Below are 23,342 nucleotides of genomic sequence, written 5' to 3'. Positions count from 1 at the left end.
AATCGGCGACGAACAGACGTATTCGGTTGTCTCCGAGGCGAAGCGGTCACTCCCGGCCGACGAGTCGCTCTTTGGTCGCGCGGGAGTGTTGCTTGATTTCGTACTCGCGGGACATCGCCGCCGATTTCGAGTCGAACGACTCGACGTGAACGAGTTCGACGGGCGTCCGGCCGCGGGTGTACTTCGCGCCCTCGCCGGCGTTGTGCTCGTCGACGCGCCGCTCGACGTCGGTGGTGTAGCCGGTGTAGAACGTGCCGTCGGCGCACTCGAGCACGTAGACGAAGTGAGCGTCACCCATCGCGGTCCTCCGGGTCACTCGACGCTGATGGTCTCGACGACGTCAGCGAGCGCCGCGCTGTCGGGCGACGCGTGAGTCACGGCGAGCGGCGAGACGCTGACCGCGGCGTCGACCATCGCGCGACGGTCCGTCCCGACCGGATAGCGATCGCGGTGTTCGTCCGTCGGCGGGAAGGGACTCTCCCAGCCGACGACGCCGGGCCACGTCTGGTCTTTCAACCGGACGATGCGATCGTCGGGTCCGAGATCCTCGGGGCCGACGCCGTCGAGTTCCATGTCCGCAGCGAGCGCGCCATCGTCGCCGACGCCGTCGGGGCCGACCTCTTCGACGTCCTGCTCGTAGTCGTGATACGGTTCGGTGAGGATCACCGGCGGGGAGGAGGCGTCGACGGGCGCGTTGACGTTGAGGAGGTCGACGTCGTCGTAGACGCCGGCGTCGAGCGCGCGGGCGACGAGCCGTCGGGCGATCCGCGCGGGACGGGCGAAGTCGTACTCCTCGGGCGGCGAGAGGAAGAAATCGGTCGAGTGATACCCCGAGATGGCGAGCGCCGGCGTGCCGAGGAACGCCGCCTCGATGCCCGCCCCGACCGTGCCAGAGCGGCCGACGACGTAGTTGCCCGCGTTGGGGCCGTTGTTCACCCCGGAGACGACGACGTCGAACTCGGTGTCCAGCCCGCGGAGTCCGTACGCGACGCAGTCCGCCGGGGTTCCCGCGAGCGCGTGCCCCCAGGGGTGGTCACGGATGACCGCCGCGTGGCTCCGCGTGCGGCCGACACCGCTCTGGTTCGCGGCGGGCGCGACGACCGTGACGTCACCGAGCGCGGTGAGTTCGGTACGGAGCGTCGCGAGCCCCGGCGCGTCGATGCCGTCGTCGTTGGTCAAGAGAATCGTCGGAGACAGAGGGTCGCTCATAGCGCAACGGTTCGCCGAGAGTTCAGGTAGCCCTTCCGGTCTCGGGCAGTCGGTGCGGGTCCTGCCGGGGCGTCGAGACGGCCGCGCTCGAACGACCAGTGCGGCCGCTCTCGTGGCTGTGGAATTGAAGCGGTCGGACGGCGGTTCACCCGCCCGACCTCAAACATCGGAACACGGCTTCGCGTGGTGGTCTAGATCCGCTTCAGTGGTCACGCTGTGCGGGTCCGCTGTCGTGCGACCTCCGCGATTCCCGCGTTCGCCGAGCAGTTGGGACAGGCGAGCAGTCGCCCGTGCTCGTCGGCGAACACGCGTGCGAAACGGTCGGAGACGTGTGACCCGCAATGGTCACAACTTGGCATGCGTGTTTCCGGCAGCCACCATTTGCCGGTACCTTCTCTACGAGCGTACCACATATATGGCTTCCCGCGCACGCGCGCGGACCCCCAATTCGCCCAGAAAAGCGGCCGATAATCGAACGTTTGTCCGCCGATTTGGGCGATGAGACCGACTGAGCCGTCGACGGGCGCGTCACTCGCCCCCCGAGCGAGCGTCGCTGACGGCGCGGGCGATCAGCCCCGCCTGCGTGCCGGCGATGAACCCCGCGTCGACGTTGACGACCGAGAGCACCGTACACGACTGGAGCATCCCCGCGAGCGCCGCCTCGCCGTCGCCGCCGTGGCCGTAGCCGGAGGAGACCGGGACGCCGATAACGGGCGTGTCGACGAGGCCGGCCACGACGGTCGGGAGCGCGCCCTCCCGCCCCGCAGCGACGATCAAAACGTCGGCGGCGCGGAGGCGTTCGAGGTGGTCGAGGACGCGACCGAGATGGGCGACCCCGACGTCGTCGACGCGCTCGACGGTCGCACCTATCGCGTCGAGGACCGCCGTCGCCTCGCCGGCGACGGCCCCGTCGGCCGTTCCGCCGGTGACGACCCCGACGGTCGCGTCGAGTTCGGGCGGGTCGTGATCAGCTGTCTGTGCGAGGAGCGTCCGCGCCCGCTCGTCGTGATTGCACTCGACCGCGGCGTCGACGTCTGCTGCGACAGCCTCGACGACTGCGTCGACGTCGGTATCGGACACACGGGTGACGAGGGCGCGCCCGGTCGATTCGAGGGCGGCCGTCGCGAGCACTGCCACCTCCGCCGGCGTCTTGCCAGTGGCCAGGATGCCCTCGGGAGCGCCGCGGCGGGACTCGCGGGCCGCGTCGAACCGTCCGGCACCGGTCGTAACGTAGCCTGCGAGCCGTGCTTCGGCCGCCGCCGGCGAGAGTTCGCCGTCGGCGACTGCGTCGAGTACGTCGCGCATAGCACCGTTCGGGGGGCGGTAGAGACGAGTCTGTCGCTTCGCGGCCAGCGCGGGGCGGTCCCTCGGACCGGACCAGTCGACACGACTCCCGGTTCGCGGCGGTGTAACCGTCTGGCGGCGGTGATTTGGATAGTCCTGCCAATGCGGCCCCCGGGTATATAAATTATTCCCATAGGAAACGCCACAGACGACGGCCACGGACGGAGACGCGGGCGATTTGGAAAATCTTTTTATATAGTGCCGATATAGGAGGACGTGTATGGCAGACCTTATTGTCAAGGCAGCCGTCAAGGAAGCGCTCCAGGAGAAGAACGTCGCTTCTGACTTCTACGACGCGCTCGACGACGAAGTCGAAGAACTGCTCGAAGACGCAGCCCGCCGCGCTGAAGAGAACGACCGCAAGACGGTCCAGCCGCGCGACCTGTAATTCCGGCGCACTAACACCGTTTTTTTGCGACCGCACGCCGACGAGCCGACGCTATCGCCGTCGTGAGGGGTCAGTCCCGCGTTCGAACCTCGACGCCGTCGTCGGTGCCGACGTACGCCGCGTCGGCGAGCCCGACGAACAGTCCGTGCTCGACGACGCCCGGGACCGACGCCAGCGACGACGCGAGCCGACCGGGGTCGTCGATGGGCCCGAAATCGCAGTCGAGAACGAGGTTCCCGTTGTCGGTGACGACTGGACCGTCTTTGCGCTCGGCGCGGCGCAGCGTCGACGCGCCGCCGAGGTCGGCGACGTCCCGTTCGACGGCGGGACGGGCGTCGGGCAGGACTTCGAGCGGAACCGACCGGGTGAGCGTCGCGGCGGACTTCGAGGGGTCGACGACGAGAACGAGGCGGTCGGCGGCGGCGGCGACGACTTTCTCGCGGGCGTGAGCGGCACCACCGCCTTTGATCGCTGCCAGTTGGGAGTCGAACTGGTCCGCGCCGTCGATCGCGAGGTCGATGCCCTCGATCGCCTCCAGCGAACGCACCGGAACGCCGACCTCCCGTGCCAGCTGTCGCGAGTCGAACGACGTCGGGATCCCCACCACGTCGAGACCGTCGTCGACTGCCCGACCGAGCGCGCGGATGGCATAGGCGGCGGTGCTCCCGGTTCCGAGGCCGACCACGTCGCCGTCTTCGACCGCCTCGGCGGCACGTTCGCCTGCGCGTCGTTTCTGCTCGTCGCTGCCGCCGGTCGTCTTCATACCCGGCGAGTCAGCACGGGCACGCACAAAAGTTCCGCTCCGGCAGTTCGGCCGGGGATACCGCGCGTCCCTACAGCCGTTCGAGGACCGCCTCTGGCTCGTACGCGAGCGACAGCGACCGCGAGCGGCCGCGGCCCTCGACGTCCGCGTAGGTGGCGTCGACGACGCCGAGTTGATCGAGTTTGTTCACGATCTCCGAGTAGCGGGTGTAGCCGAGGTCGGTCTCCTCGTGGAAGGCGTCGTAGACCGCACCGGCCTGGTCGCCGTCGTGCTCGGCGATGACGCGAACGAGGTCGCGCTCGCGGTCCGAGAGCCCCCGGAGTTGCCGCGAGAGGTGGACGTACTTCGACTTCTCGTAGGCCGCCTCGACGTCCTCGACCGAGACGGTTCGGCTGGCGCGCATCTCCGCGTGGAGGCCGGCGCGGCGGAGGAGATCGATCCCCACCCGGAGGTCGCCGCTCTCGGCGGTGAGTTCGGCCACGCGATCGAGTTCAGGCGCGCCGACGACGCCCTCGTGGAACCCCCGCCGGACCCGCTCGCGGAGGATGTCGACGATCTCGTCGACGTCGTAGACCGGGAAGTACACCTCCTCGGGCCGGAAGACGCTCTGGACCCGCCCGTCGAGTTCGTCGATGGCGTCGAGCGCCAGGTCCGAGGAGACGACGAGGACGCCGATGCGGGCCCCCGAGTGGGCCTCGTGGGCTCTGAGGAGCGAGTAAAGCGTGTCCGACGCCTCGTTCTCGTAGAAGAGGTAGTTCACGTCGTCGAGCGCGACCGCGAGGACCTCGTCCTCCTCGACGAGGCGGTCGGTGATCTGGCTGAACAGTTTCTTGAACGAGATGCCCGAGGAGGGCGGCTCGTACTCGAAGATGTGCTCGAAGATCCGCGAGAACACCGCGTACCGCGTCGAGTCGACCTGGCAGTTCACGCGGACGGTCTGGACGCCGCTTTGCACACCGAGTTCGCCGAAGAGCTTCTGGACCGCGGTGGTCTTGCCGGTCCCGGGCGGGCCGCGAACCATCGTGTTCAGCGGGCGCGAGCCCCGGACGGCCGGACGGAGCGCGTACTTCAGACTCTCGAGCTGGCTCTCGCGGTGCTCGAACGTCTCGGGGACGTAGTCGATCTCGAAGACGTGTTCGTCGCGGAAGACCGTCTCGTCCCACGAGAGCATCCCCTCCTCGGGGTCGTCCCTCATCGCTTGAACCACTGCCAGGAATCTACTTAACCGTTCCCCAGGGGCCGGTATTGCGGCGAACGGCGCGTCCGCCGGGGTCGGCGCGGTCGGCCGGTATCCGATGCCGGAATCACTCCGTGGCGAGTCGGTACACCCGGAAGAGCGCGAACAGTCCGACGCCGGCCGCGAGGAGCCCGATACCGAGCGCCGACGGCGACGCCGACCCGCGGAGCAGCGGACCGAGTCCGCCGACGGCGACAGAGAGCGCAATCGCTGCGAGCAGGAGATAAAACAGGAGGAGCGTCGCGGTCCCCAGGACGTCCCAGAGCGCATCGCGGGTCGCGCGGTAGACGAGATCGTACAGGGACTCGGGGTCGACGTCGTCCGGCAAGCGATCGTTTCCTCGCGGTTCATCCGTCGCGTCCGGAGCGGGGGCACCGGTGGAGTCGGGATCGGGGACCATACCGGACGGTCGCCCAGCGTCGGCAAAAGCGTTGATAGCGACTCGACAGCGGCGATCGGTGAGGGCCCGTGCGATGGGACGGCCGGTCTCGGTCGACCCCAACAGGTGACTCGCCCGCGGTCGCCTGTCGATGGCTACAAGCGGATCGCCGGCGATGTCCGAGTATGGACGGGACCGATCTCGAAGCCGAACTGCGCGACGATCACGAGACGGCCTTCTCCAGGCTGGGTTCCTCGAAGGCGATGTACGCGCTCACCGCGGGCGAGATGGACGGCGACAGCGTCCGCGCCGCGGCCGCGACCGACGCGCTGGCGCTCGCGTCGGTCCTCGAAGACTGGATCGAAGACGCCGACGGCGACGCGGCGTCGCTCTACGAGGACCTCGCGGCGGCGGCCCGGACACACGCCGACGACGTGAGCGACGATCCGTCGCTCGGGGCGTCCCCGGACCTGTACGACAGCCTCGCCGGACTGGAGTCGACGTCGGCCCGACCCGGAGGACTGCTCGGCCGGTATCTGGTGTCGCTCGAGTACGTCGGGCAGATGGTGGGCTTCTTCGTCGGCGACGCGGATCCGATGGCCGCCGAGGACTTCCGCGGACTCCGCTCGGCGCTGGAGGCCGAGCGCGATCAAGTCGTGGAGGTGCTGGATGCGACCGGCGAGGACGACGACTGGCACGCCGCCCGCGACGCCGGCGACGCGGTGATCGAGGCCGCCTACGACGACTACGTCGAGACGTTGCAGTCGATGGGCATCAAACCGAAGAACGTCTGTTGAGTGGCCGAGTCCGCCGGCGGCCGAGCGCCGCGGGAAGTCCCTGTGAACGTATCACAATCTCCAGCCGAAACGCCGGGGCGGCGTCTGCGCGCTGAGTCTCGACAGGGAGCGGCCGGACGCGGACGAACTCAGACGCCCTCGACGCCCTCACGGAACGTCGAGATCTTCTCTTTGGCCTCGACGATCGCCTCGTGAGCCGTGCCCTCAGTCTCGTCGGCCAGTTCTTCCAGTGTGTTGGTGTGACGTGCGAGGCGTCCGTGGTCCGGGTCGCGATCGCGTGCTGCGAGCGACGCCAGCGCGTCGGACTGGTCGTAGATGCGTTCCTGCGCGTCACCGCTCGCGGCCTCCGCCGCGTCCTTGAGTCGCCCGCTCGCTTCTCGAAGCAGTTCTCGGGTCATAGTCGACGGTTTCCGGCGGAGGGATATGAATTTTTCAGCACCGATCGAACCGGTCGTCGGCTGCGGGCCGCGTGCGGAGCCGATCGAGACGGCCGAGACGGCCGAAACGACCTACCGAGGCGGCTGACGGCGTCAGGCCAGACCGAGTCCGACCCAGGCCGCGACGCCGACGATCAGGACGCCGGTGACGGTCCGCGCGGTGCCGGCCGTGCGCGCGTCGATACTGACGAGTCCGAAGAGCGAACCGACGCCCGCGCCGACGAGGCTCATCGTCCCGACGATGGCGACCGCGTACGCGCCGACCGACGCGGCGACGACGTCGACCCCGTGTGTCGGGAGGAGCGTCGACGCGAAGAGTATCATCGACATCGGCGGCGAGAGGGTGAAGAGTGCACCGACGACGCCGGTCCGAAGGTACGTGCGGACGCCGTGATCGTGGTCGCCGTTCGCGTGCGTGTGGGTGTGTCCCAAGAGGCCGCCGTGGCGATGAAAGTGGCTGTGGGCGTCACCGTGGTCGTGAGCCCCGTGGTCGTGTTCGCGACCGTACTGGTGACGGAGCGAGCGGACACCACTCCAGACAGTCGCGCATCCGAGCGCACCGAGCAGGACGACGACCCCGACCGTCCCGACCGTGTTCAGGATCGCCGGGAACGACGTACGGCCCAAGAGGAGATAGCCGAGGCCGAGCCAGCAGACGACGAGGACGACGTGGCCGAGACTGAAGCACGCGCCGACCAGCGCCGACAGTCGAGAGTCGCCGTACCGGCTCGTGAGCGAGGAGATTCCCGCGACGTGATCGGGCTCGATTGCGTGCGTCGCCCCGAGGACCGCGGCGGTCGCCATCGCCCCGTAGACGGCCCCGCTCATCCGCGCGTCACTTCCCGCTCGGACAGTCCGCCACCAAACCCACTGGTCGATGTCATCACCAATTTCTCGTCGAATCACGACAAAATAGGTTTCCGGAGTCGCAATATTCACCGAACACCGCTGCAGTTCGCGTCGAAGGACACATCTGTCAACTTTTTCTTCACTTCAACCACGACACCTCGACGATCTGCTTTCATCCGATCATATATTTTCTATTTGTTTTACTGTTTGCGGCTATCGGTGCGATTTTTTCATCTAAACGCGTATATTTATTAAATAGCGAACAACAGCCGGGCGATGAGACACGCGCGAACGGAACGGTTCGATCGAGTCCGTCGTCGGCGGGTGAGACGTCGTGACTGACGACGGCGTCACGCCGGGGGCGGTCCACCCCGGCGAGGGGACCGTCACGATCAACGATGGACGGGAGACGACGACCGTCGACGTGGCGAACACCGGCGACCGGCCGGTGCAGGTCGGGTCGCACTTTCACTTCTTCGAGGCCAACGCGGCACTCGAGTTCGACCGCCGGGCCGCGTTCGGCAAGCGGTTGAACGTCCCCGCGGGGACGGCCAAGCGGTTCGAACCGGGCGACAGGACGACGGTCGAACTGGTCGAGATCGGCGGCAAGCGCCGCGCGGTCGGGATGAACGACCTCGTCGACGGCACCGTCGCGGAGGGCGTCGACGAGGCCGTCGAGCGGGCCCGAGAGGCCGGCTTCGGCGACACGGGGAGCGAGGAATCGTGACGCGGGACGTCGACCGCGCCGACTACGCCGAACTGTACGGACCGACGACGGGCGGGCACGTCCGCCTCGGCGACACGGAACTGTTCCTCGAAGTCGAGCGCGACCTCCGGACGCCCGGCGACGAGGCTGTCTTCGGCGGGGGCAAGACCCTGCGTGACGGCCAGGGACAGGCCCCCGGCGTCACGAACGAGGAGGGTGCGCTCGATTGGGTCCTCACGAACGCGATCGTCCTCGACCCCGTCGCGGGCGTCGTCGCCGCCGACGTCGGGATTCGCGACGGCGAGATCGCCGGTATCGGGAAGGCCGGCAATCCGGAGACGATGGACGGCGTCGATATGGTCGTCGGTCCCGGCACCGACGCCTACCCCGCGGAGGGCAAGATCGTCACCCCCGGCGGGCTGGACATCCACGTCCACTTCAACTCCGGACAGCTGGTCGAACACGCGCTGGCGTCCGGGATCACGACGATGCTCGGCGGCGGCTACGGCGGCGGCGCGACCACCTGCACGCCGGGGCCGCGGAACATCGAACAGTTCCTCCGGGCCGCCGAGGAGTGGCCGGTGAACGTGGGCTTCTACGCGAAAGGCAACGCCTCGCGGCCGGGGCCGCTCCGCGAGCAACTCGAAGCCGGCGCGTGCGGCCTCAAACTCCACGAGGACTGGGGTTCGACGCCGAAAGCTATCGACACGGCGCTCTCGGTCGCCGACGAGGAGGACGTCCAGGTGTGTATGCATACCGACACGCTCAACGAAGCGGGCTTCCTCGAAAACACCCAGGGCGCGATCGACGGTCGGACGATTCACCTGTTCCACATCGAGGGGGCCGGCGGCGGGCACGCCCCCGACATTATGGCCGCGATCGGCGACTCGAACGTCCTCCCCTCCTCGACGAACCCCTCGATCCCGTACACGGTGAACACGTTCGACGAGCACCTGGATATGGTGATGGTGTGTCACCACCTGAGTCCCGACGTCCCCGAGGACGTCGCGTTCGCGGAGTCGCGGATCCGCGCGGAGACCATCGCCGCCGAGGACGTCCTCCACGACGAGGGTGCGATCTCGATGATGACCACCGACTCCCAGGCGATGGGCCGGATGGCCGAACTGATCTGTCGGACCTGGCAGATGGCCTCGAAGATGAAGAGTCAGCGCGGCCCGCTCCCCGAGGACGAGGGGACCGACGCCGACAACCACCGGATCAAGCGCTATCTCGCGAAGTACACGATCAACCCCGCGATCTCCGCTGGCATCGACGACTACGTCGGCAGCCTCGAGCCCGGCAAGCTGGCCGATCTGGTCGTCTGGGATCCCGCGTCCTTCGGCATCAAGCCCGAGATCACGTTCAAGGGCGGCTTCCCCGCCTACTCGGAGATGGGCGAGGCGAACGGCTCGCTGATGACGTGCGAGCCGATCAAACAGCGGCCGCGCGCGGGGGCGATGGGCTCGGCGGTCCAGGAGAACACCCTCGCGTTCGTGAGTCCGGCGGCCGCGGAGGCCGGCGTCGGCGACGACTACGATCTGCACACGGAGGTCGTCCCGATCTCCGGGACCCGGACCGTCGAGAAGTCGTCGATGCACTACAACGACTACTGCCCCGACGAGATCGAGATCGACCCCGAGACGTTCGAGGTGCGCGTCGACGGCGAGGTCGTCACCTGCGAACCGGCCGAGGAACTCCCGCTCACCCAGCGGTATATGCTCTGAGTGAGCGCTCCGACAGAGAATGAATCTGACACCCAAAGACGAGGAACGGCTGACGGTATTCATGGTCGCAGAGCTCGCGCGACGCCGCAAGGAGCGCGGCGTCGTGTTGAACCACCCCGAGACGGTCGCGTACATCTCCGATTGGATGTTCGAGCGGGCGCGGGAGGGCTGGACGGTCGCGGAGATCCGCGCCGAGGCGACACAACTCCTGGGGCAGGACGACGTGATGGACGGCGTCCCCTCGATGATCGACCGGATCCAGGTCGAGCCCGTCTTCCCCGACGGGACGAAGCTCGTGACCGTTCACGACCCGATCCGGTCCGAGACCGCCCGCAATCCGAGTGCAGACGGCGGAACGCCGGCGGCCGACGGAGGTGAGGACGCGTGAGTCTCACCCACCGGGACGTCGCGACGGTCGGGATCGGGGGCCCGGTCGGTTCGGGCAAGACCTCGCTCGTGACTGAGATGGTCCCGAAGCTCCGCGAGGCCGGTCTCGACGTCGGCGTCATCGCCAACGACATCCTCACGCAGGCGGACGCCGACGCGCTCAGAGAGCGCTTCGAGGGGATCGTCCCCGAGGACCTGGTCGCCGGCGTCGAGACCGGCGCGTGCCCGCACACGGGCATCCGCGAGGATCCCTCGATGAACCTCGCGCAGGTCGACGACTTCCTGGACGCCCACCCGGAACTGGATCTCGTCCTCGTCGAGAGCGGCGGCGACAACCTCGCGGCGACGTTCAACCCCGAACTCGCGGACTACTCGCTGTACGTCATCAGCGTCGCCGAGGGCGAGGACATCCCGCGCAAGCGCGGTCCGGGCGTCGTCGAGTGCGACCTCCTGGTCATCAACAAGACCGACCTCGCGCCGCACGTCGGCGCGGACCTGGACGCGATGAAACGGGACGCCGAGACCGTCCGTGACGGCCCGTTCGTGGCGACGAACTGCAAGACTGGCGCGGGCGTCGGGGACGTCCTCGAACACGTCCGCGAGGGAGTGTTGTTCGCGTAGATGGCCGCCGAAACGACACCGGAGGACGCAGCCGACGGCGGCGGACCGGACGACGACCCCTCGAATCGAGGCGGTCAGGAGACTGACGACTCCACTCGCGACGGCGCGCTCCATCCGGCGTTCGAGCGCTACGAAGGCGAAGTCGTCCCGTCGGTCGGCGTCGGCGCCCCGGGAAAGACCGGCGAGTTGGATCTCTCCTTCGCCATCGCCGACGGCACGACGCGACTCGTCCGCGACTACGCCCGAGTCCCGTTTCACGTGTCCGGCACGCTCGGCCACGACCCGCACCCGACGGGCGAAACCGTGTACGTGCAGTCGCCCTCCGGCGGAATCGCGCAGGGCGACCGCCACGACGTCGCCGTTCGCGTCCGTGAGGGTGCCGTCGCACACGTCTCGACGAGCAGTTCCACGAAGGTGCTCTCGATGGACCAGAACTACGGCGGCGTCGACATCGATCTCCACGTCGAGGCCGGCGGCCACCTGGAGTACGTGCCCGAACCGCTCATCCTCCACGCCGACGCGCGCTACTGTCAGCGGCTCGCCGTCGAGTTGGCACCGGGAGCCAGCGCGATCGTCGGCGACGTCGTCGTCCCCGGACGCCTGGCCCGTGGCGAGCGCTTCGCGTTCGACCGCTTCGCCGCCAGCCTCCGGGCGCTCCGCGGCGACCGCCTCCTCGTCGCGGACGACGCGCACCTGTGTCCCGCCGAGCGCGACCCGTCAGCGCCGGGCGTCCTCGACGAGTACGACGTCTACGGCACGTTGTACGTCCTCGCACCCGACCTCGACGGCGACGCAGGCCGGCCGACGCTGTCGGCGTTCGCCGACGCCCTGCACGCCGCGGCCGTCGAGGCGCCGGGCGGCGAATCCGATGACGACGCGACGGACACGGTCGCCGCCGGGGCGACGGCCCTCCCGAACGACGCGGGCGTCCTCGTCCGTGCCCTGGGCGACCGCGCGGACGGCGTCACGCGGTCGCTCCGGGCCGCGTGGTCGACGGCCAGAACCGAACTCATCGGGGCCGAGGCTCCCCCACGGAGGAAGAACTGATGCTGCTGGCCGACACCTACCTGGGCCACCGCGACGACGTGCGCCCGGATCCGGCGGGCGCGCTCGCGGTGACGCTGACCGACGAGGAGCGCCGGCGGTCGCGCGTGCGGACCGAGACGGACGACGGCACCGACCTGGGGATCGTCGTCGGCGAGACGCTCGCCGACGGCGACGTCATCGCCACCGAGGGGGGCCGACCGGTGATCGTCTCCCTCGCGTCCAAGACCGCGCTCGTGGTCGATCTCGGCGATGCGTCACCGGAGGAACTCACGGCGGCGTTGGCACTCGGTCACGCCGCAGGCAACCGACACTGGGACCTCGCGATCGACGGAGGGCGGGCGTACTTCCCGGTCAGCGAGGACCGCGATCGGATGGAATCCGAGATCCGGCCGCTCCTTCCCGAGGACGCGACGCTCGCGTACGACACCGTCTCGCCCGCGTTATTCGACGATGACAGCAGGGAACAGGGAGAGCACGCACACTCGGGGGCCGGGCACACGCACGGGCACTCTCACGATACCGGGGCCCACTCGCACAGTCACGGTGGTGAGACCCACGCCCACGAGGGCGGGGATCACTCACACGGTCACGATGAGGGGACTCACACCTACGAGGTCGACTCCCACGAGTCCGACTCCCACGAGTCCGACTCTCATGAGGCCGATTCACACGAGGCGTCGACGCCGAGGGGCGACCGATGAGTGACCCCGAAGCACGCCTCGCAGCGTTCCGACTCGCCGACTCGGCGCTTCCGGTCGGCACCGACAGCGTCTCCTACGCAGTCGAGCAGTTCGCGGCGGCCGACCGCGTGACCGACGCCGACGAACTCGCCGAACTGGTCGAGTCGTATCTCCGCCGACAGTTCGGCCCGGCGGACCTCGTGGCGCTCAGACACGCCCACACGGCCGCCGACGACAGGGATCTCGACCGCGTCGTCGCGGCCGATCGTCGGCTGACGGCGACGACGATGGCCGCCGAGTTCCGTGAGTCGAGCGAGCGGACCGGCGAGCGGCTCCTGTCGCTCCAGACGGAGCTCGGCGACGACACCCTGCTCGACGCCTACGCCGAGCGGGTCGCTGAGGACGAAACGGCGGCGGGTGTCCCGGGGAACTACGCCGCGGTGCTCGGCGCCGTTTCGGCCCGAGAAGGGGTCCCGGTTCGGGAGGCCTGCCTGCTGGCGTGCCACGAGTTCGTGACCGCACTCCTCCAAGCGACCCAGCGGCTGATCGGGATCAGCCACACCGACCTCCAGCGCGTGTTGGACGAACTCCGACCGGTGATGACGGCGGCGGTCGACGGCAGTTCCGACCGCTCGCTCGACGAGATGGAGCCGTTCGCGCCGCTGGTGGACGTCCTGTCGGCCGAGCACGAGCGCGCCGACCGGCGGTTGTTCCTGAGTTGAGCTCGCGCTCGGCGGCGGGCACCGAACGCGAGCGACTACTGGGCCGTCATTTCGATGCCCGTGAGTTCGAACCGGGCCCCGCCCTCGGCTCCGTCGGTGACGCGGACCTCCCAGCCGTGCGCTTCCGCCACTCGCTTGACGATGCTCAGCCCGAAGCCGGTCCCCGCCTGGTTGGTCGAGTAGCCAGCGGTGAACACGTCGTCCCGGTTGTCTTCGGGGATCCCGGGGCCGTCGTCCTCGACGTAGAAGCCCCCAGTCATCGAACCGACGGTGACGGTCACGTCGTCGCCGCCGTGATCGACCGCGTTGCGTAGCAGATTCTCCAAGAGTTGCCGGAGGCGGTCGGCGTCGGCCTCGATGGTGAGCGTCGAAAGGCCCTCGTCCGCGACGCGGAGGTCGGCCGCGCGCTCGCCGTCGGCCACGATGTTCCACACGTCAGTAACGATTTCCTGAACCGCAACGGAGTCCATCGAACCGATGTCTCGCCCTTCGCGCGACAGTCTGAGCACGTCCTCGATGATGGCGTTCATCCGGTCGAGCGCGGTCCCGATCGTGTCGAGATGCTCGCTTTCGCACTCCGCCTGCGCAAGGTCGAGCCGGCCTTCAGCGACGTTCAGCGGCGTTCGGAGGTCGTGGCTGACGACGCCCGCAAACTCGTCGAGCCGGTCCCGTTCTCGTTTGAGTGCCTTCTCGCGCTCCTTGCGCTCGGTGATGTCCCGGTTGTTCGTCACGACGCCGTTGATCGCTTCGTGATCGAGTCGGTTCGTCCCCCGGACTTCGAGCCAGCACCACTCGTCGTCGGCCGTTCGGAACCGACACTCGACGGTCACCGTCGAGTCGGGGTTGGCGAGGAGTTCCGCGAACGTCTCGCGAACCTCGCCCACGTCGTCGGGGTGGATGAAGTCGAACCCGTTTTGCCCGAGGAACACCTCCGGTGGGTAGCCCAGGACGGTTTCGACCGCGGGGCTCTGATACAGAACCGTTCCGTCGTCGTCGAGGACCGTGACGACGTCCGAAGATTCCTCGAGGTACGCCTCGTACCGCTGTAGCTCCCGTTCTCGCTCCGTGCGTTCGGTGATGTCGCGGCCGGACATAAACACCGAAACGACGGCCCCCTCGTCGTCGGTCACCGGCCGGAAGACGCCCTCGACCGTGGACGAGTCACCGCTCGGATGATCGAGGTCGACCTCGAACTCGACGTAGTCGCCGCTGGCGGCACGCTCGACCCACTCTCTGGCTTCCTGACGGGCCTCGGGCGAGTGATCGAACCACGGCGTCGCCCAGAGCGGCTCCCCCACGACGTCGTCGAGGTCGGCGTCGACGTACTCCATCGCCACCTGATTGATTTCGAGGACGGTTCCGTCCGTATCGACGAACCCGACGAGCGTGTTCGGATCGTTGAACACCGCCTGGTACCGACGTTCCTTCCCGCGGAGGTCCAGTTCGCGGCCCTTCTGTTCGGTGACGTCGCGTGCGATGCCGACCGCTTGACGGCCATCGCCGTCCAGGTCCGTCTGCACGGAGATCGTGTCTCTGATCCAGCGAACGGGACCGCGCTCGGGATGGGTCCGATATTCGAGCGTCCCGCTGTCGCGTCCGCCGTCGATCAGTTGCTCGTAGAACTCTCGGAACGCCGCCCGGTCGTCGGGGTGGACCACGCGTTCGAGGTGATCGGTCCACGTCGGCACGTCGCCCGGATCGATACCGAAGAACCCCTCGAAGTCCCCGTGCCGAACGACTTCGCCAGTGTCGCGATCGAGGTCGAAGACGATCGACCGGGTGTGATCGAGCGCGAGTTCCATCCGCTCGCGGATGCGTTCGAGTTCGCGCTCCCGTCGCTGTCGCTCGGTCACATCGACCGCGATTCCGAGTACTGCTCGCCTGTCGTCGTTGAGGTAATACGGCAGCAACTGTGGCTCGAACAGGTGCGGTTCGCCGTCGGCGTCAGTGATCACTAACTCCCGGAGTTGTGTGCAGGACCGCGTTTCGATGACGTGGCTGAACGCCTCCTGGAGGCGGTCGGCAGCGGTCGTAGGGAGTACTTCACGCATATGTGACCCCTCGAGTTCTTCGGGGGTCTTGCCGTGGAAGGACGCGAGCGCTTCGCTGGCCAGCAGATAGCGCCCGTCCTCGCTCACGACGTACAGCGGGTGTGGCACTGCGTCGATGATTTCGCGGAGCCGTCGCTCGCTCTGCTCGACCATCTGCTGGGATCGGTAGTGATCGATGGCGTTCGAGACGCGGTTCGCCAGGACGGTGTACTGGTCGGTCCCGCCCTCCTTCTGGAGGTAGTCGGTCACGCCGGCGGAGATCGCCTCGCTGGCGACCTCCTCGGACCCCTTCCCCGTGAACAGGACGAAGGGGAGGTCGGGGTGGTCCTCGCGAACCGCCTCGAGGAACTCGATCCCGTTCACCCCCGGCATATCGTAGTCCGAGACGATGCAGTCGACGTCGTGCTCGGCGAGGTGAGCCAGCGCCTCGTCCGCCCGAGTCGCCGTCTCGATCTCGAAGCGGTCGTCTTCGCGTTCGAGATACGTCGCAGCCAGTTCGGCGAAATCGGGTTCGTCGTCGACGTGAAGGACGTGGATAGTCTCGCCCGAGGGGTCCACCAGCGACGAGAGGGCGCTCATTCACCACCTCCTTCGGGCTGGGAGATGATCAACTGATCGCCGGCGATAGGGACGCTGACGTCGTCGACGAGGGGACACGGGGCGTCCGAGACGGCGTCTGTCGGGGCCGTGACCGACAGCGTCGCAGCGGTACCGCTCTCGAATCGACAACGTGGGTAGATCTCGGGCATAGTGCTCGGGGGGCCGAAAACGGCGTGTGGTTCGGCATCGCTCCGATGCGACGATCGGAGGACAGGAGAACACGAGCGCGCTTTCGGATGTGTTTGCTTCTGTTGAATGGGCTGCGAGGCAAGTATCTACCGTGATACCACGAAGCACGCAGGCAGTCGGCGGTGACAGCTCGAACGCGGGGGCACTCGGCTGCTGTCGTGGGGAACAGTTCGGTTCAGGAGACGACGGGTCAGCCCCGCCGCGGTACCAATCGAGGCTGTGGCCGTGAGTCACCGGAACCGATCGAGCATCGATCGCCCGAGCAGCAGGCGGGCCCACCGTCCACAGAGCCAGGCGAAGCCATCGAGGACCGCCAGTCCGAGGATGACTACCAGGAGGCCGCCGAGCGACATCGCCACGGCGTCGACGAGCGACGTGACCTGCCAGGAGGAGAGTCGGACCACGAACGAGACGCCGACGAGCAGTTCGTTCCACGGGATGTACAGCGAGAGCTCCTGGGTCAACTCCGTCGGGAGAAAGACGCCGACGCGGACGCCGGGGGTGTCGTAGTACAGCGGCGTGGCGACGATCGCGAGCGCCGGAACGAGGATCCCCATCAGGAGGGTGAACGCGGCGACGCCGACGGCCAGTTTCGTCGCGAGAAACGCGAGTCCGAGCCAGAGCGCGGGGTCACTCACGAGGCGCTTCGCCCCGTCGAGGGGACCGTCGGCGTCGGCGACGCGCCACGGCGGCGCCTCGAAGTCGATGGCAAGAAGCGTGGTCGCCAGGCGGCGCTCGAAGCCCACCAATACGAGGCTCGTCGCCAACACGACGAAGAAGAGCGGAATCCCGATCAGTACGAAACTGAGGCCGATGCTCAGCGACAACCCGACCGAGAGGAACACGAAGTAGCCCAGGCCGAGCGGGAACGCGAGGACGAGATACAGCAGGTTCCCGTAGGTCCGACGGCGAAGCGGCGTCGTGACGACGGTTCGGAGGGAGGGTCGGGGGAGGGACGACCGGAGGCGGGCAACAACGTCAGGCATACCACACGTTCGAATCACGGGCTGTTCAGCATAAATATGGGGCCTCTGGGCGTCCGTGCGGGCGATCGTGGCATCGGCAGACGTCCCAGGGAGGGCACCATTTTTCACCGACGCACCGAAACGCGGAGACGATGCGTTCGGCTGACGGGCGTGGTGAGGACGAGGAGATCATCACCCTGATCGACGACGACTACGCCCGTCGGATCCTCATCGAGACGTACGGCGAGGCTCGATCCGCCGAGGCGCTGAGCGACGCGTGCGACGCCTCCGAGTCGACGATCTACCGGCGCGTCGAACAGCTTCGCGACCGCGATCTGTTAGAGGGCGTACAGCGACTCGATCCCGGCGGCCACCACCACGAGGAGTACATCGCGCGGATGGAGCGCGTGACCGTCGAACTCACCGACGACGGGTTCGTGGTGGACGTCGATCGAACCGAGAAAGAGGAGGCCGCCGATCGGTTCACGCGGTTGTACGAGGAGCTCTCGGGATGACTGGGCACACAGCAACGGGACACGCGGCGGTGCGCGCACTCGGCGCGAGCGGCGACCTCGCCCAGATCGACGTCGTCGGCGGCGCAGCGCCGACGGCGATCGTCGCGATCGTCGTGTTCTTCGTCGCCGTCGTCCTGTCGATCCTCGTGACCTATCGGTACGCGACCGGCTACCTGCGGACGCGGGAGCGGCCGCTGTTGTTCCTGACCGTCGGGATGCTGCTGCTCGCGCCGGCACCGATGTTCCTCCGACTCTTCCTCGGGAACACGGCCGTCCTCGGCGCGACCGAGCGGACGTTCGTCGTGAACGTGAGCAAACTGTGCGGCCTCTTAGTCATCCTCGCGGTGGTGCACAGACAATGATCCCGGCACCCATCACGACAGTGATCGCCACGGCCACCGCCATCGTGGGCGGGTACGTCGCCTACCTTGCGTATCGTGGCTACCGGCGCAACGATAGCGAAACGATGCGCGTGCTCGCAGTCGGCGTGTTGTTCATCGCCGTCGTCCCGTTCCTCGTCAGTCGGGTGCTCGCGCCGGTGTTGCAGTTCAGCGACGCCCAGGCGATCCTCGGCGTGACAGTCGCACACACCGTGGGTCTCGTCGCGATCTACCGGTCGTTCGATTGAAACTCCTATTTGAACGTTTCGGGGAGTCGCTCACGCAGCGAGTCGCGCCCTGTTTATACGGATATGCCGTCCCTCGTCCCAGGTGGGACGATGACCCAAGCCCTCCGCACGGGACCCGGAGCTGTTCTCAAGCAGTTCTTCGGAGTCCCGTTCCGCAGACAGACGTACCGTAACATCGCATACCTCGCGCTCGCCTTCCCGCTCGGGCTGCTCTACTTCGTCGGCCTCTCGGTGGGGCTCTCGACGGGCGCGAGCCTCCTCATCACCATCGTCGGGGTGCCGCTCCTCGTGGTGACGCTCCTCGCAGCGGTTGGAGCCGCCGGCTTCGAGGCCAGACTCGCGACGTGGCTGGTCGACGTCGAGGCGACGCCGCCGGCAGCGCTCGAGACGATCGACTGGAACGTCGAGAGCCTCGACGACCTCCTGGCGACGACGGTCCGGTTCCTGACCGCGCCGTCGACGTGGACGGGCGTGCTGCTCGTCTGCCTGAAGTTCGTGTTCGGGATCGTCGCGTTCACCGCGCTCGTCACGGCCGGGACGCTCGGCGCGGCGTTACTCACCACGCCGGTGTTCTACGACGCCGCGGGCGTGAGTTACACGATCGGCCCGTACCTCGTCGACACGCTCGGCGAGGCCCTCGCTGTCGCCGGGGCCGGCGTGGTCGTGGTCCTGGTGTCGCTGCACGTCCTCAACGGACTCGCGAAACTCGGCGGATACACGACGGCCGTGCTGGTCGGGATCGACGACGAAACCGAATCCGAGAGCGCCTAACACCCCGTACCGATGCAACCCAACACCGACGCCGAGTCCGCGGAGCCGACTCGATCGACCGACCGTACGCTCAGCCGACGGAAGCTCCTCGGTGCGGCGGCCGCCGCCGGCACGGCGGCCGTGGCCGGCTGTACCGGCTCGTTCGTCCAGATCGACAGGGCCGAGACGACCGTCGAACGCCAGTTCGAATCGACCGAGATCGACCGGCTCGTCGTCGCGGACGCGAGCGACGACGTGAGCGTCGAACCGGCCGACGGTGCGGCCGTCACGGTTCGCGCACACAAGCGAGCGCAGGGCGAGACGAGCCTCTCGGACCTGCGGCTGCAAACACAGACCGACAGCGGGGCGCTCCAGATCGGGACGGAGAAGCCGGACGTGTTCGGGATCGGCGGCGGGAGCGTCGACCTGGAAGTCCACCTCCCGCAGTCGGTTCCCGTCGATCAGGTCCAGACCGCCGACGGCGACGTATCTGTCCGGGGAACGGGCGGAGACGCGGTCCTCGAGACCGGAGACGGCGACATCGCTGTCAGCGACGTCGAGGGCGACGTCTCGGCGACGACGCAGGACGGCTCGATCAGCGTCGACGGCGCGGACGGCGTGGTCTCGGTGCGTTCGCGAGACGGCGATCTCTCCGTGCGCGATCCGGGATCGATCGAGGCCGTACAGACGGACGACGGTGACATCGTCGCCGACGTCCCGGCAATCACTGACGCCGCAACCGTCCGGTCGTCTGACGGCGACGTGACGGCTCGGGTCAGTGAATCGCTCGACGCGACCGTCGAGATCGCCACCGACGACGGAAACGTCACCGTCGCCGATGCCTTCGATGGGCTCACGACGACCTCCGAGCGGCGCGTCGAGACGACGCTCGGAGACGGGACGAACGAACTGACGATCCGCACGGCAGACGGCGACGTGACCGTCACCGGGAGCTGACCGATGTCGATGGACGCGCCACCGCCGCTGCCGCGCCGGCCGGCGGTCGAACACACTCCACAGCCGACGACGACCGTCGTCCTCGACCCCGACGCGTCGGCGGACGCACTCGACGCGTTGCGGTCGGAGACGGCACGAGACATCGTGTCGGCGCTCGGCGACAGTCCAGCGACCGCGTCGGACCTCGCCGAACGCGTCGAGACCTCCCTCCAGAACGCCTGTCACCACCTGCAATGCCTGCAGGCGGCCGGACTCGTGACCGACGCCGGGTGCTGGTACTCCGCGAAGGGGACGGAGATGACCGTCTACGGTCTCACCAGCCGCCGACTCGAACTCCGACTCGGCGCAGAGGCGTGACCGACCGGGCCGGTCGACGCCGGCGCCGCCGCGCTCACGGATCGAACCGGATGACGAGTTCTGTCGTCCGGAGTCCGTAGACCGTCATCTCTCTGCCCTTCTTCGAGTACCACGTATCGACGGGCTCGACGAACTCGGCCTCACAGAGGCGTTCGACGTGATACCGCGCGTTCTGAAGCGACGTCTCGGCCGCCGGAGCGATCTCGGAGACGGGCTTCGGACCGTCACGAAGCGCCGCGAGGATTCGTCTGGCCGTCTGCGAGGAGAGCACCGAGAGCACCGTGCCGGACTCGCTCCCGTCGACGACGACCTCTTTGCGCGTCGATGCCGGTGACGGGACCGACTGACGGGTGGGTAAGAGACTCGCCATCGCTCACGAAAGGGTGGGTCGGTTCCCCGCATATTCGGGGACGCGGAGTCGCTCGGGGGCCGAAGCGGGATCGGATGCAGTCAGTACATTCGCGGGGCAGTGCCCCGTGTCGGGGCACGTCTGCGTGGGGACCATCGCGTTCGACAGTAACGGCTACAGCAACAAGAGCGAGTGTGCGGAGTTTCTCGGAGTGAACACCCACCTGAAGATATAAGTGGGCGGGAGGCCAGCGGTGTCTGCAGACGCCGACCAGCGGCGGCGAGCTCACCCTCGGGAGTGCAGAGAGTAGGCGATCAGGACGACCCCGAGGAACTGCAGACCGCGCGTCGCGAGCGTCAGCGGCTGCTGATACTGCAGTCCCAGATAGCCCTCCCGGAGGAGGAGCGATCCGACGAAGGCGAGGCCGAACGCGACAGTGGTGAGAAGCAACAGGCCGAGCGACAGCGCCCGCATCGTTCGACTGTCGTGGCGGCGGTACCCGCGATACGCCTGATAGCCGACGTAGCCCCCGACCAGTGTCGAGCCGAGCGCCAGCGCGAAGATCAGCCACTCGACGACGGCGGCGCCGAACATCTCAGAGGTTCTCCCACATCTTTGCGAAGCGGTCTGCGGTGTCTGACTCTCGTTCGCCCGGGAACGCCGCCGGTTCGCGTCGCTGCACGTCGGCCTCGAAGGAGCCGTCGTCCAGTTCGATCGAGACTTCCGAGAGCGTCGCCACGTAGACGCTGTAGTGGTTCCCGTCGTCTTGAATCTCCGTCCGCTCCCCGAGGAGGTCGTGCTCCTGCAGTCGTTCGACCCGCCGGTACACCGTCGGCTTGGACATCCCACACTCGTCGGCGAGTTGCTGTGCAGACATTGGTTTGACACTCGTTGCAGCGAGGATCGACCGGGCGTACTCGTCGCTGAGGACGTCGAGAACGGCACCCGGTTCCGGATCCTCACTCACGACTCGACTGAACGGCCGGCGGCCGAATAAAAGCCGCCACGGCTTTCTGGTCCTGAAACCCCGCCCGTATCGGCCGTGGGAGGGCAGCGATCGGCGCTGTCGGCGGCACAGCGCCGGGCCGAGGGGGGCAGAGATGTCGAGAGTCGGTGCCGAGACCAGAACGAATCCCGGCTGGGGAGGAGCGAACACGTCAGCGGGGGCACGGCGTCGGCCGTGCGGGCGGCGATGGACGAAACGACGTCACAGACGACGGTACCGTCGACGTTCCGCGTGGAGTGTCCATCGCAAGTCGACCGAGGAGCCGATAGATCATATACCGTCGGGCGGAGTTTCAGAGTCAGAAGTTCCGACGACGACCGCGCGTGACCGCGGAGAGCCCGACGCAGCGCTCGGATCCGAACCGACGGTCAGGCGGCCGAGCACCCGATCGAGCGTCCGATTTCGACCAGGCGATCGATCTCGACGCCCGTGCCGCGGACCGTGTATCGGTACTGCGCACACGACCACGACAGCGAGGGTGTCGGACCGCGATCGAGCGTCGCCGGCCGGCCGTCGACGACGAGGTCTCGCTCGCTCTCGTCGAGGGCGTACGTGAAATTGTACTTGGCGACCGTGAGCCGGCGTCCGTCGGCCGTGTATCGGAGTCCGACACCTTGTACCCGGCCGGTCGTCCGGGTCGCGTACGTCAGCGAGAATTCGGGCGGTATCGACGGCTGCGGGATGGTGATCGAGGTCGCCTCGGAGAGCCGGTCGACGCTGCGGTACCACTCGGTGTCGGGCGTCTCCGGGCGGTTGATCGTCACGTTCGGGCCGACGTCGGGGCGGAAGGCGTCCGCCGGGACCGACGCGTCGAAGGTGACGTTCGTGTAGGTCGTCGTCACCGAGCGGCGGGTCCCGTTCTCGGTCCAGGCGGTCTGCGTGCGGAGCGGATAGAACCGCTCGGTGTCGAGCCAGAGCCGCTGCCGGTAGCCGACGTCGCTGCGGTTCGACGCCGGCGCGACGCTGAGGACGTACGCCTCCCGATCGCCGACGGTGGCGGTCTCGACGTACTCGACGCGGTAGGCGTCGGTGGCGTTGGGGCGGGGCTGTGCCCCGCGCGGAACGGCCGGTAGCGGCGCGACCGTCGGTTCCTGTGGCTGACCGCCGGCGTCAGTCAGGCCGGCCGCCGCGACGAGTCGCTGAACCCGGGCCGGCAGTACGGGGGTCGGAGAGCCGGAGAGTTCGATGACGGTCAGGTTCTGCCGGTCGCTGTCGTAGAGCCACAGGACCGACCCGTTCGAGATCCGCCGGTCGTACCGGGACGGGCCGCTGTCCCGGAAGCGAACGCGCTCGCGGTCCGTGCCCGGAACGAGTGTCACGTCCGCGACCGTCCGGGTCGTCGTCGCGTTGTTGTCGACGACGACCGAGCGGGTCGCCGTGATCGAATCGATCGACCGGTAGCGTTCACTCACGTTCGCGTCGACCTGCGGGTCGCCCCCGGGGATGGCTCCGCCCGACGGCCAGAAGGCCACCGAGAGGACCACCCCGAGGAACAAGAGCACTACCAGTGAACGGCGGCCGAGTGGGAGGGCATCGTCGATCATACCGGGGGCGCTACGCGATAGTGAGTGCTATGGGTGCTGGCACCTAAACACCGGGGGTATCGCGTCGAGGGCGTACCGCCGTGTCACTACAGGAGACGACGGTGTCGCGGCGTCTCGGTAGCTGGTGCTGTTCGAGCATCG

At 67.9% G+C, this 23,342-nt stretch carries 31 protein-coding genes; 15 read left to right on the top strand and 16 right to left on the bottom strand.

Features of this window, described 5'->3' with window-relative positions; all coding sequences use genetic code 11:
* Window positions 1-46: 46 nt before the first annotated feature.
* From BLU74_RS05010 to larB, 4 genes are all read right to left on the bottom strand, one after another.
* Window positions 47-298 (bottom strand): GIY-YIG nuclease family protein, encoded by a 252-nt coding sequence (locus BLU74_RS05010; RefSeq protein ID WP_089765838.1) that lies wholly within the window; start codon window positions 296-298, stop codon window positions 47-49.
* Window positions 299-312: 14 nt separating this feature from the next.
* Window positions 313-1,209, bottom strand: a complete 897-nt coding sequence (gene surE, locus BLU74_RS05005; protein ID WP_089765836.1) for a 5'/3'-nucleotidase SurE — start codon at window positions 1,207-1,209, stop codon at window positions 313-315.
* Between the two features lie 209 nt (window positions 1,210-1,418).
* Complete coding sequence (locus BLU74_RS19665) at window positions 1,419-1,568, bottom strand: DUF7563 family protein (RefSeq protein WP_449271654.1); 150 nt, start codon at window positions 1,566-1,568, stop codon at window positions 1,419-1,421.
* A 169-nt stretch (window positions 1,569-1,737) separates the two neighbouring features.
* On the bottom strand, window positions 1,738-2,514 hold the full coding sequence (gene larB, locus BLU74_RS05000; RefSeq protein ID WP_089765833.1) for a nickel pincer cofactor biosynthesis protein LarB: 777 nt from the start codon (window positions 2,512-2,514) through the stop codon (window positions 1,738-1,740).
* A gap of 259 nt (window positions 2,515-2,773) precedes the next feature.
* On the opposite strand from larB, the gene BLU74_RS04995 reads away from it, so the two are divergent.
* Window positions 2,774-2,941: a DUF1931 family protein gene (locus tag BLU74_RS04995; protein ID WP_089765831.1), complete on the top strand. Its 168-nt coding sequence runs from the start codon at window positions 2,774-2,776 to the stop codon at window positions 2,939-2,941.
* A gap of 70 nt (window positions 2,942-3,011) precedes the next feature.
* On the opposite strand, the gene rpiA is transcribed toward BLU74_RS04995, so the two are convergent.
* The 3 genes from rpiA to BLU74_RS04980 all read right to left on the bottom strand — a co-directional run bounded on the left by rpiA (window position 3,012) and on the right by BLU74_RS04980 (window position 5,341).
* On the bottom strand, window positions 3,012-3,704 hold the full coding sequence (gene rpiA / locus BLU74_RS04990) for a ribose-5-phosphate isomerase RpiA (protein ID WP_089765829.1): 693 nt from the start codon (window positions 3,702-3,704) through the stop codon (window positions 3,012-3,014).
* A gap of 70 nt (window positions 3,705-3,774) precedes the next feature.
* Complete coding sequence (locus BLU74_RS04985) at window positions 3,775-4,899, bottom strand: ORC1-type DNA replication protein (protein ID WP_089765827.1); 1,125 nt, start codon at window positions 4,897-4,899, stop codon at window positions 3,775-3,777.
* A gap of 109 nt (window positions 4,900-5,008) precedes the next feature.
* The gene (locus tag BLU74_RS04980; RefSeq protein ID WP_089765825.1) at window positions 5,009-5,341 is read right to left on the bottom strand and encodes a hypothetical protein; all 333 of its coding nucleotides are present in this window, start codon (window positions 5,339-5,341) and stop codon (window positions 5,009-5,011) included.
* Window positions 5,342-5,505: 164 nt separating this feature from the next.
* Between BLU74_RS04980 and BLU74_RS04975 the strand changes: the two genes are divergently transcribed.
* On the top strand, window positions 5,506-6,117 hold the full coding sequence (locus tag BLU74_RS04975; RefSeq protein ID WP_089765823.1) for a transcription antitermination protein: 612 nt from the start codon (window positions 5,506-5,508) through the stop codon (window positions 6,115-6,117).
* Between the two features lie 128 nt (window positions 6,118-6,245).
* Here the strand turns inward: BLU74_RS04975 and BLU74_RS04970 are convergent, their stop codons facing one another.
* Both BLU74_RS04970 and BLU74_RS04965 read right to left on the bottom strand, forming a co-directional pair.
* Complete coding sequence (locus BLU74_RS04970; protein WP_089765821.1) at window positions 6,246-6,515, bottom strand: DUF7553 family protein; 270 nt, start codon at window positions 6,513-6,515, stop codon at window positions 6,246-6,248.
* A 132-nt stretch (window positions 6,516-6,647) separates the two neighbouring features.
* Window positions 6,648-7,382 carry a HoxN/HupN/NixA family nickel/cobalt transporter gene (locus BLU74_RS04965; RefSeq protein ID WP_089765818.1) on the bottom strand — a complete coding sequence of 245 codons (735 nt, stop codon included), beginning with the start codon at window positions 7,380-7,382 and terminating at the stop codon, window positions 6,648-6,650.
* 355 nt (window positions 7,383-7,737) lie between these two features.
* Here BLU74_RS04965 and BLU74_RS04960 point away from each other — a divergent pair, with 355 nt between their 5' ends.
* The 7 genes from BLU74_RS04960 to BLU74_RS04930 are packed head-to-tail and all read left to right on the top strand — an operon-like array spanning window position 7,738 to window position 13,290.
* A complete protein-coding gene (locus tag BLU74_RS04960) occupies window positions 7,738-8,130 on the top strand; it encodes an urease subunit beta (RefSeq protein ID WP_089765816.1) in 393 nt (130 codons plus the stop codon).
* Window positions 8,127-9,833 (top strand): urease subunit alpha, encoded by a 1,707-nt coding sequence (ureC, locus tag BLU74_RS04955; protein WP_089765814.1) that lies wholly within the window; start codon window positions 8,127-8,129, stop codon window positions 9,831-9,833. Before BLU74_RS04960 ends, ureC begins: the two co-directional genes overlap by 4 nt.
* Before the next feature lie 19 nt (window positions 9,834-9,852).
* Window positions 9,853-10,221, top strand: coding sequence for an urease subunit gamma (locus BLU74_RS04950; RefSeq protein WP_089765812.1), 369 nt, complete (start codon window positions 9,853-9,855; stop codon window positions 10,219-10,221).
* Complete coding sequence (ureG, locus tag BLU74_RS04945; protein ID WP_089765810.1) at window positions 10,218-10,841, top strand: urease accessory protein UreG; 624 nt, start codon at window positions 10,218-10,220, stop codon at window positions 10,839-10,841. Before BLU74_RS04950 ends, ureG begins: the two co-directional genes overlap by 4 nt.
* Entirely contained in the window at window positions 10,842-11,888 is a 1,047-nt protein-coding gene (locus BLU74_RS04940) for an urease accessory protein UreD (RefSeq protein ID WP_089765808.1), read from the top strand.
* Window positions 11,888-12,589 (top strand): urease accessory protein UreE, encoded by a 702-nt coding sequence (locus tag BLU74_RS04935; protein WP_089765806.1) that lies wholly within the window; start codon window positions 11,888-11,890, stop codon window positions 12,587-12,589. Before BLU74_RS04940 ends, BLU74_RS04935 begins: the two co-directional genes overlap by 1 nt.
* Window positions 12,586-13,290: an urease accessory protein UreF gene (locus BLU74_RS04930; protein WP_089765804.1), complete on the top strand. Its 705-nt coding sequence runs from the start codon at window positions 12,586-12,588 to the stop codon at window positions 13,288-13,290. Before BLU74_RS04935 ends, BLU74_RS04930 begins: the two co-directional genes overlap by 4 nt.
* 35 nt (window positions 13,291-13,325) lie before the next feature.
* Here the strand turns inward: BLU74_RS04930 and BLU74_RS04925 are convergent, their stop codons facing one another.
* The 3 genes from BLU74_RS04925 to BLU74_RS04920 all read right to left on the bottom strand — a co-directional run bounded on the left by BLU74_RS04925 (window position 13,326) and on the right by BLU74_RS04920 (window position 17,116).
* The gene (locus BLU74_RS04925) at window positions 13,326-15,920 is read right to left on the bottom strand and encodes a PAS domain S-box protein (protein WP_089765802.1); all 2,595 of its coding nucleotides are present in this window, start codon (window positions 15,918-15,920) and stop codon (window positions 13,326-13,328) included.
* A complete protein-coding gene (locus BLU74_RS18850; protein WP_175454567.1) occupies window positions 15,917-16,090 on the bottom strand; it encodes a hypothetical protein in 174 nt (57 codons plus the stop codon). The genes BLU74_RS04925 and BLU74_RS18850 overlap by 4 nt, the downstream gene beginning before the upstream one ends.
* Window positions 16,091-16,360: 270 nt before the next feature.
* Window positions 16,361-17,116, bottom strand: coding sequence for a sensor domain-containing protein (locus BLU74_RS04920; RefSeq protein WP_089765800.1), 756 nt, complete (start codon window positions 17,114-17,116; stop codon window positions 16,361-16,363).
* Between the two features lie 131 nt (window positions 17,117-17,247).
* Here BLU74_RS04920 and BLU74_RS04915 point away from each other — a divergent pair, with 131 nt between their 5' ends.
* The 6 genes from BLU74_RS04915 to BLU74_RS04890 all read left to right on the top strand — a co-directional run bounded on the left by BLU74_RS04915 (window position 17,248) and on the right by BLU74_RS04890 (window position 20,302).
* Window positions 17,248-17,610 (top strand): helix-turn-helix domain-containing protein, encoded by a 363-nt coding sequence (locus tag BLU74_RS04915; protein WP_089765798.1) that lies wholly within the window; start codon window positions 17,248-17,250, stop codon window positions 17,608-17,610.
* Window positions 17,607-17,972, top strand: a complete 366-nt coding sequence (locus BLU74_RS04910; RefSeq protein ID WP_245705729.1) for a hypothetical protein — start codon at window positions 17,607-17,609, stop codon at window positions 17,970-17,972. Before BLU74_RS04915 ends, BLU74_RS04910 begins: the two co-directional genes overlap by 4 nt.
* The gene (locus BLU74_RS04905; protein WP_089765796.1) at window positions 17,969-18,238 is read left to right on the top strand and encodes a DUF7521 family protein; all 270 of its coding nucleotides are present in this window, start codon (window positions 17,969-17,971) and stop codon (window positions 18,236-18,238) included. Before BLU74_RS04910 ends, BLU74_RS04905 begins: the two co-directional genes overlap by 4 nt.
* Window positions 18,239-18,328: 90 nt before the next feature.
* Window positions 18,329-19,009, top strand: a complete 681-nt coding sequence (locus BLU74_RS04900; RefSeq protein ID WP_089766096.1) for a sensor domain-containing protein — start codon at window positions 18,329-18,331, stop codon at window positions 19,007-19,009.
* Between the two features lie 12 nt (window positions 19,010-19,021).
* The gene (locus BLU74_RS04895; protein ID WP_089765794.1) at window positions 19,022-19,945 is read left to right on the top strand and encodes a DUF4097 family beta strand repeat-containing protein; all 924 of its coding nucleotides are present in this window, start codon (window positions 19,022-19,024) and stop codon (window positions 19,943-19,945) included.
* 3 nt (window positions 19,946-19,948) lie between these two features.
* On the top strand, window positions 19,949-20,302 hold the full coding sequence (locus BLU74_RS04890) for an ArsR/SmtB family transcription factor (protein WP_089765792.1): 354 nt from the start codon (window positions 19,949-19,951) through the stop codon (window positions 20,300-20,302).
* Window positions 20,303-20,336: 34 nt separating this feature from the next.
* On the opposite strand, the gene BLU74_RS04885 is transcribed toward BLU74_RS04890, so the two are convergent.
* From BLU74_RS04885 to BLU74_RS04870, 4 genes are all read right to left on the bottom strand, one after another.
* Window positions 20,337-20,672, bottom strand: coding sequence for an ArsR/SmtB family transcription factor (locus BLU74_RS04885; RefSeq protein ID WP_089765790.1), 336 nt, complete (start codon window positions 20,670-20,672; stop codon window positions 20,337-20,339).
* Window positions 20,673-20,936: 264 nt separating this feature from the next.
* Entirely contained in the window at window positions 20,937-21,245 is a 309-nt protein-coding gene (locus tag BLU74_RS04880; protein ID WP_089765787.1) for a DUF7521 family protein, read from the bottom strand.
* 1 nt (window position 21,246) lies between these two features.
* Complete coding sequence (locus tag BLU74_RS04875) at window positions 21,247-21,618, bottom strand: ArsR/SmtB family transcription factor (protein ID WP_089765786.1); 372 nt, start codon at window positions 21,616-21,618, stop codon at window positions 21,247-21,249.
* Between the two features lie 407 nt (window positions 21,619-22,025).
* A complete protein-coding gene (locus tag BLU74_RS04870) occupies window positions 22,026-23,201 on the bottom strand; it encodes a LolA family protein (protein WP_089765784.1) in 1,176 nt (391 codons plus the stop codon).
* Window positions 23,202-23,342: the final 141 nt, after the last annotated feature.

Source organism: Halobellus clavatus (assembly GCF_900107195.1).
GTDB lineage: Archaea > Halobacteriota > Halobacteria > Halobacteriales > Haloferacaceae > Haloquadratum > Haloquadratum clavatum.
This window is presented reverse-complemented; position numbering and strand designations above follow the sequence as displayed.

Coding starts and splice junctions, on each gene's coding strand:
- BLU74_RS05010 (WP_089765838.1), bottom strand. CDS start 298: ATGGGTGACGCTCACTTCGTCTACGTGCTCGAGTGCGCCGACGGCACG.
- surE (WP_089765836.1), bottom strand. CDS start 1,209: ATGAGCGACCCTCTGTCTCCGACGATTCTCTTGACCAACGACGACGGC.
- BLU74_RS19665 (WP_449271654.1), bottom strand. CDS start 1,568: ATGCCAAGTTGTGACCATTGCGGGTCACACGTCTCCGACCGTTTCGCA.
- larB (WP_089765833.1), bottom strand. CDS start 2,514: ATGCGCGACGTACTCGACGCAGTCGCCGACGGCGAACTCTCGCCGGCG.
- BLU74_RS04995 (WP_089765831.1), top strand. CDS start 2,774: ATGGCAGACCTTATTGTCAAGGCAGCCGTCAAGGAAGCGCTCCAGGAG.
- rpiA (WP_089765829.1), bottom strand. CDS start 3,704: ATGAAGACGACCGGCGGCAGCGACGAGCAGAAACGACGCGCAGGCGAA.
- BLU74_RS04985 (WP_089765827.1), bottom strand. CDS start 4,899: ATGAGGGACGACCCCGAGGAGGGGATGCTCTCGTGGGACGAGACGGTC.
- BLU74_RS04980 (WP_089765825.1), bottom strand. CDS start 5,341: ATGGTCCCCGATCCCGACTCCACCGGTGCCCCCGCTCCGGACGCGACG.
- BLU74_RS04975 (WP_089765823.1), top strand. CDS start 5,506: ATGGACGGGACCGATCTCGAAGCCGAACTGCGCGACGATCACGAGACG.
- BLU74_RS04970 (WP_089765821.1), bottom strand. CDS start 6,515: ATGACCCGAGAACTGCTTCGAGAAGCGAGCGGGCGACTCAAGGACGCG.
- BLU74_RS04965 (WP_089765818.1), bottom strand. CDS start 7,382: ATGAGCGGGGCCGTCTACGGGGCGATGGCGACCGCCGCGGTCCTCGGG.
- BLU74_RS04950 (WP_089765812.1), top strand. CDS start 9,853: ATGAATCTGACACCCAAAGACGAGGAACGGCTGACGGTATTCATGGTC.
- BLU74_RS04940 (WP_089765808.1), top strand. CDS start 10,842: ATGGCCGCCGAAACGACACCGGAGGACGCAGCCGACGGCGGCGGACCG.
- BLU74_RS04935 (WP_089765806.1), top strand. CDS start 11,888: ATGCTGCTGGCCGACACCTACCTGGGCCACCGCGACGACGTGCGCCCG.
- BLU74_RS04930 (WP_089765804.1), top strand. CDS start 12,586: ATGAGTGACCCCGAAGCACGCCTCGCAGCGTTCCGACTCGCCGACTCG.
- BLU74_RS04925 (WP_089765802.1), bottom strand. CDS start 15,920: ATGAGCGCCCTCTCGTCGCTGGTGGACCCCTCGGGCGAGACTATCCAC.
- BLU74_RS18850 (WP_175454567.1), bottom strand. CDS start 16,090: ATGCCCGAGATCTACCCACGTTGTCGATTCGAGAGCGGTACCGCTGCG.
- BLU74_RS04920 (WP_089765800.1), bottom strand. CDS start 17,116: ATGCCTGACGTTGTTGCCCGCCTCCGGTCGTCCCTCCCCCGACCCTCC.
- BLU74_RS04915 (WP_089765798.1), top strand. CDS start 17,248: ATGCGTTCGGCTGACGGGCGTGGTGAGGACGAGGAGATCATCACCCTG.
- BLU74_RS04910 (WP_245705729.1), top strand. CDS start 17,607: ATGACTGGGCACACAGCAACGGGACACGCGGCGGTGCGCGCACTCGGC.
- BLU74_RS04905 (WP_089765796.1), top strand. CDS start 17,969: ATGATCCCGGCACCCATCACGACAGTGATCGCCACGGCCACCGCCATC.
- BLU74_RS04900 (WP_089766096.1), top strand. CDS start 18,329: ATGACCCAAGCCCTCCGCACGGGACCCGGAGCTGTTCTCAAGCAGTTC.
- BLU74_RS04895 (WP_089765794.1), top strand. CDS start 19,022: ATGCAACCCAACACCGACGCCGAGTCCGCGGAGCCGACTCGATCGACC.
- BLU74_RS04890 (WP_089765792.1), top strand. CDS start 19,949: ATGTCGATGGACGCGCCACCGCCGCTGCCGCGCCGGCCGGCGGTCGAA.
- BLU74_RS04885 (WP_089765790.1), bottom strand. CDS start 20,672: ATGGCGAGTCTCTTACCCACCCGTCAGTCGGTCCCGTCACCGGCATCG.
- BLU74_RS04880 (WP_089765787.1), bottom strand. CDS start 21,245: ATGTTCGGCGCCGCCGTCGTCGAGTGGCTGATCTTCGCGCTGGCGCTC.
- BLU74_RS04870 (WP_089765784.1), bottom strand. CDS start 23,201: ATGATCGACGATGCCCTCCCACTCGGCCGCCGTTCACTGGTAGTGCTC.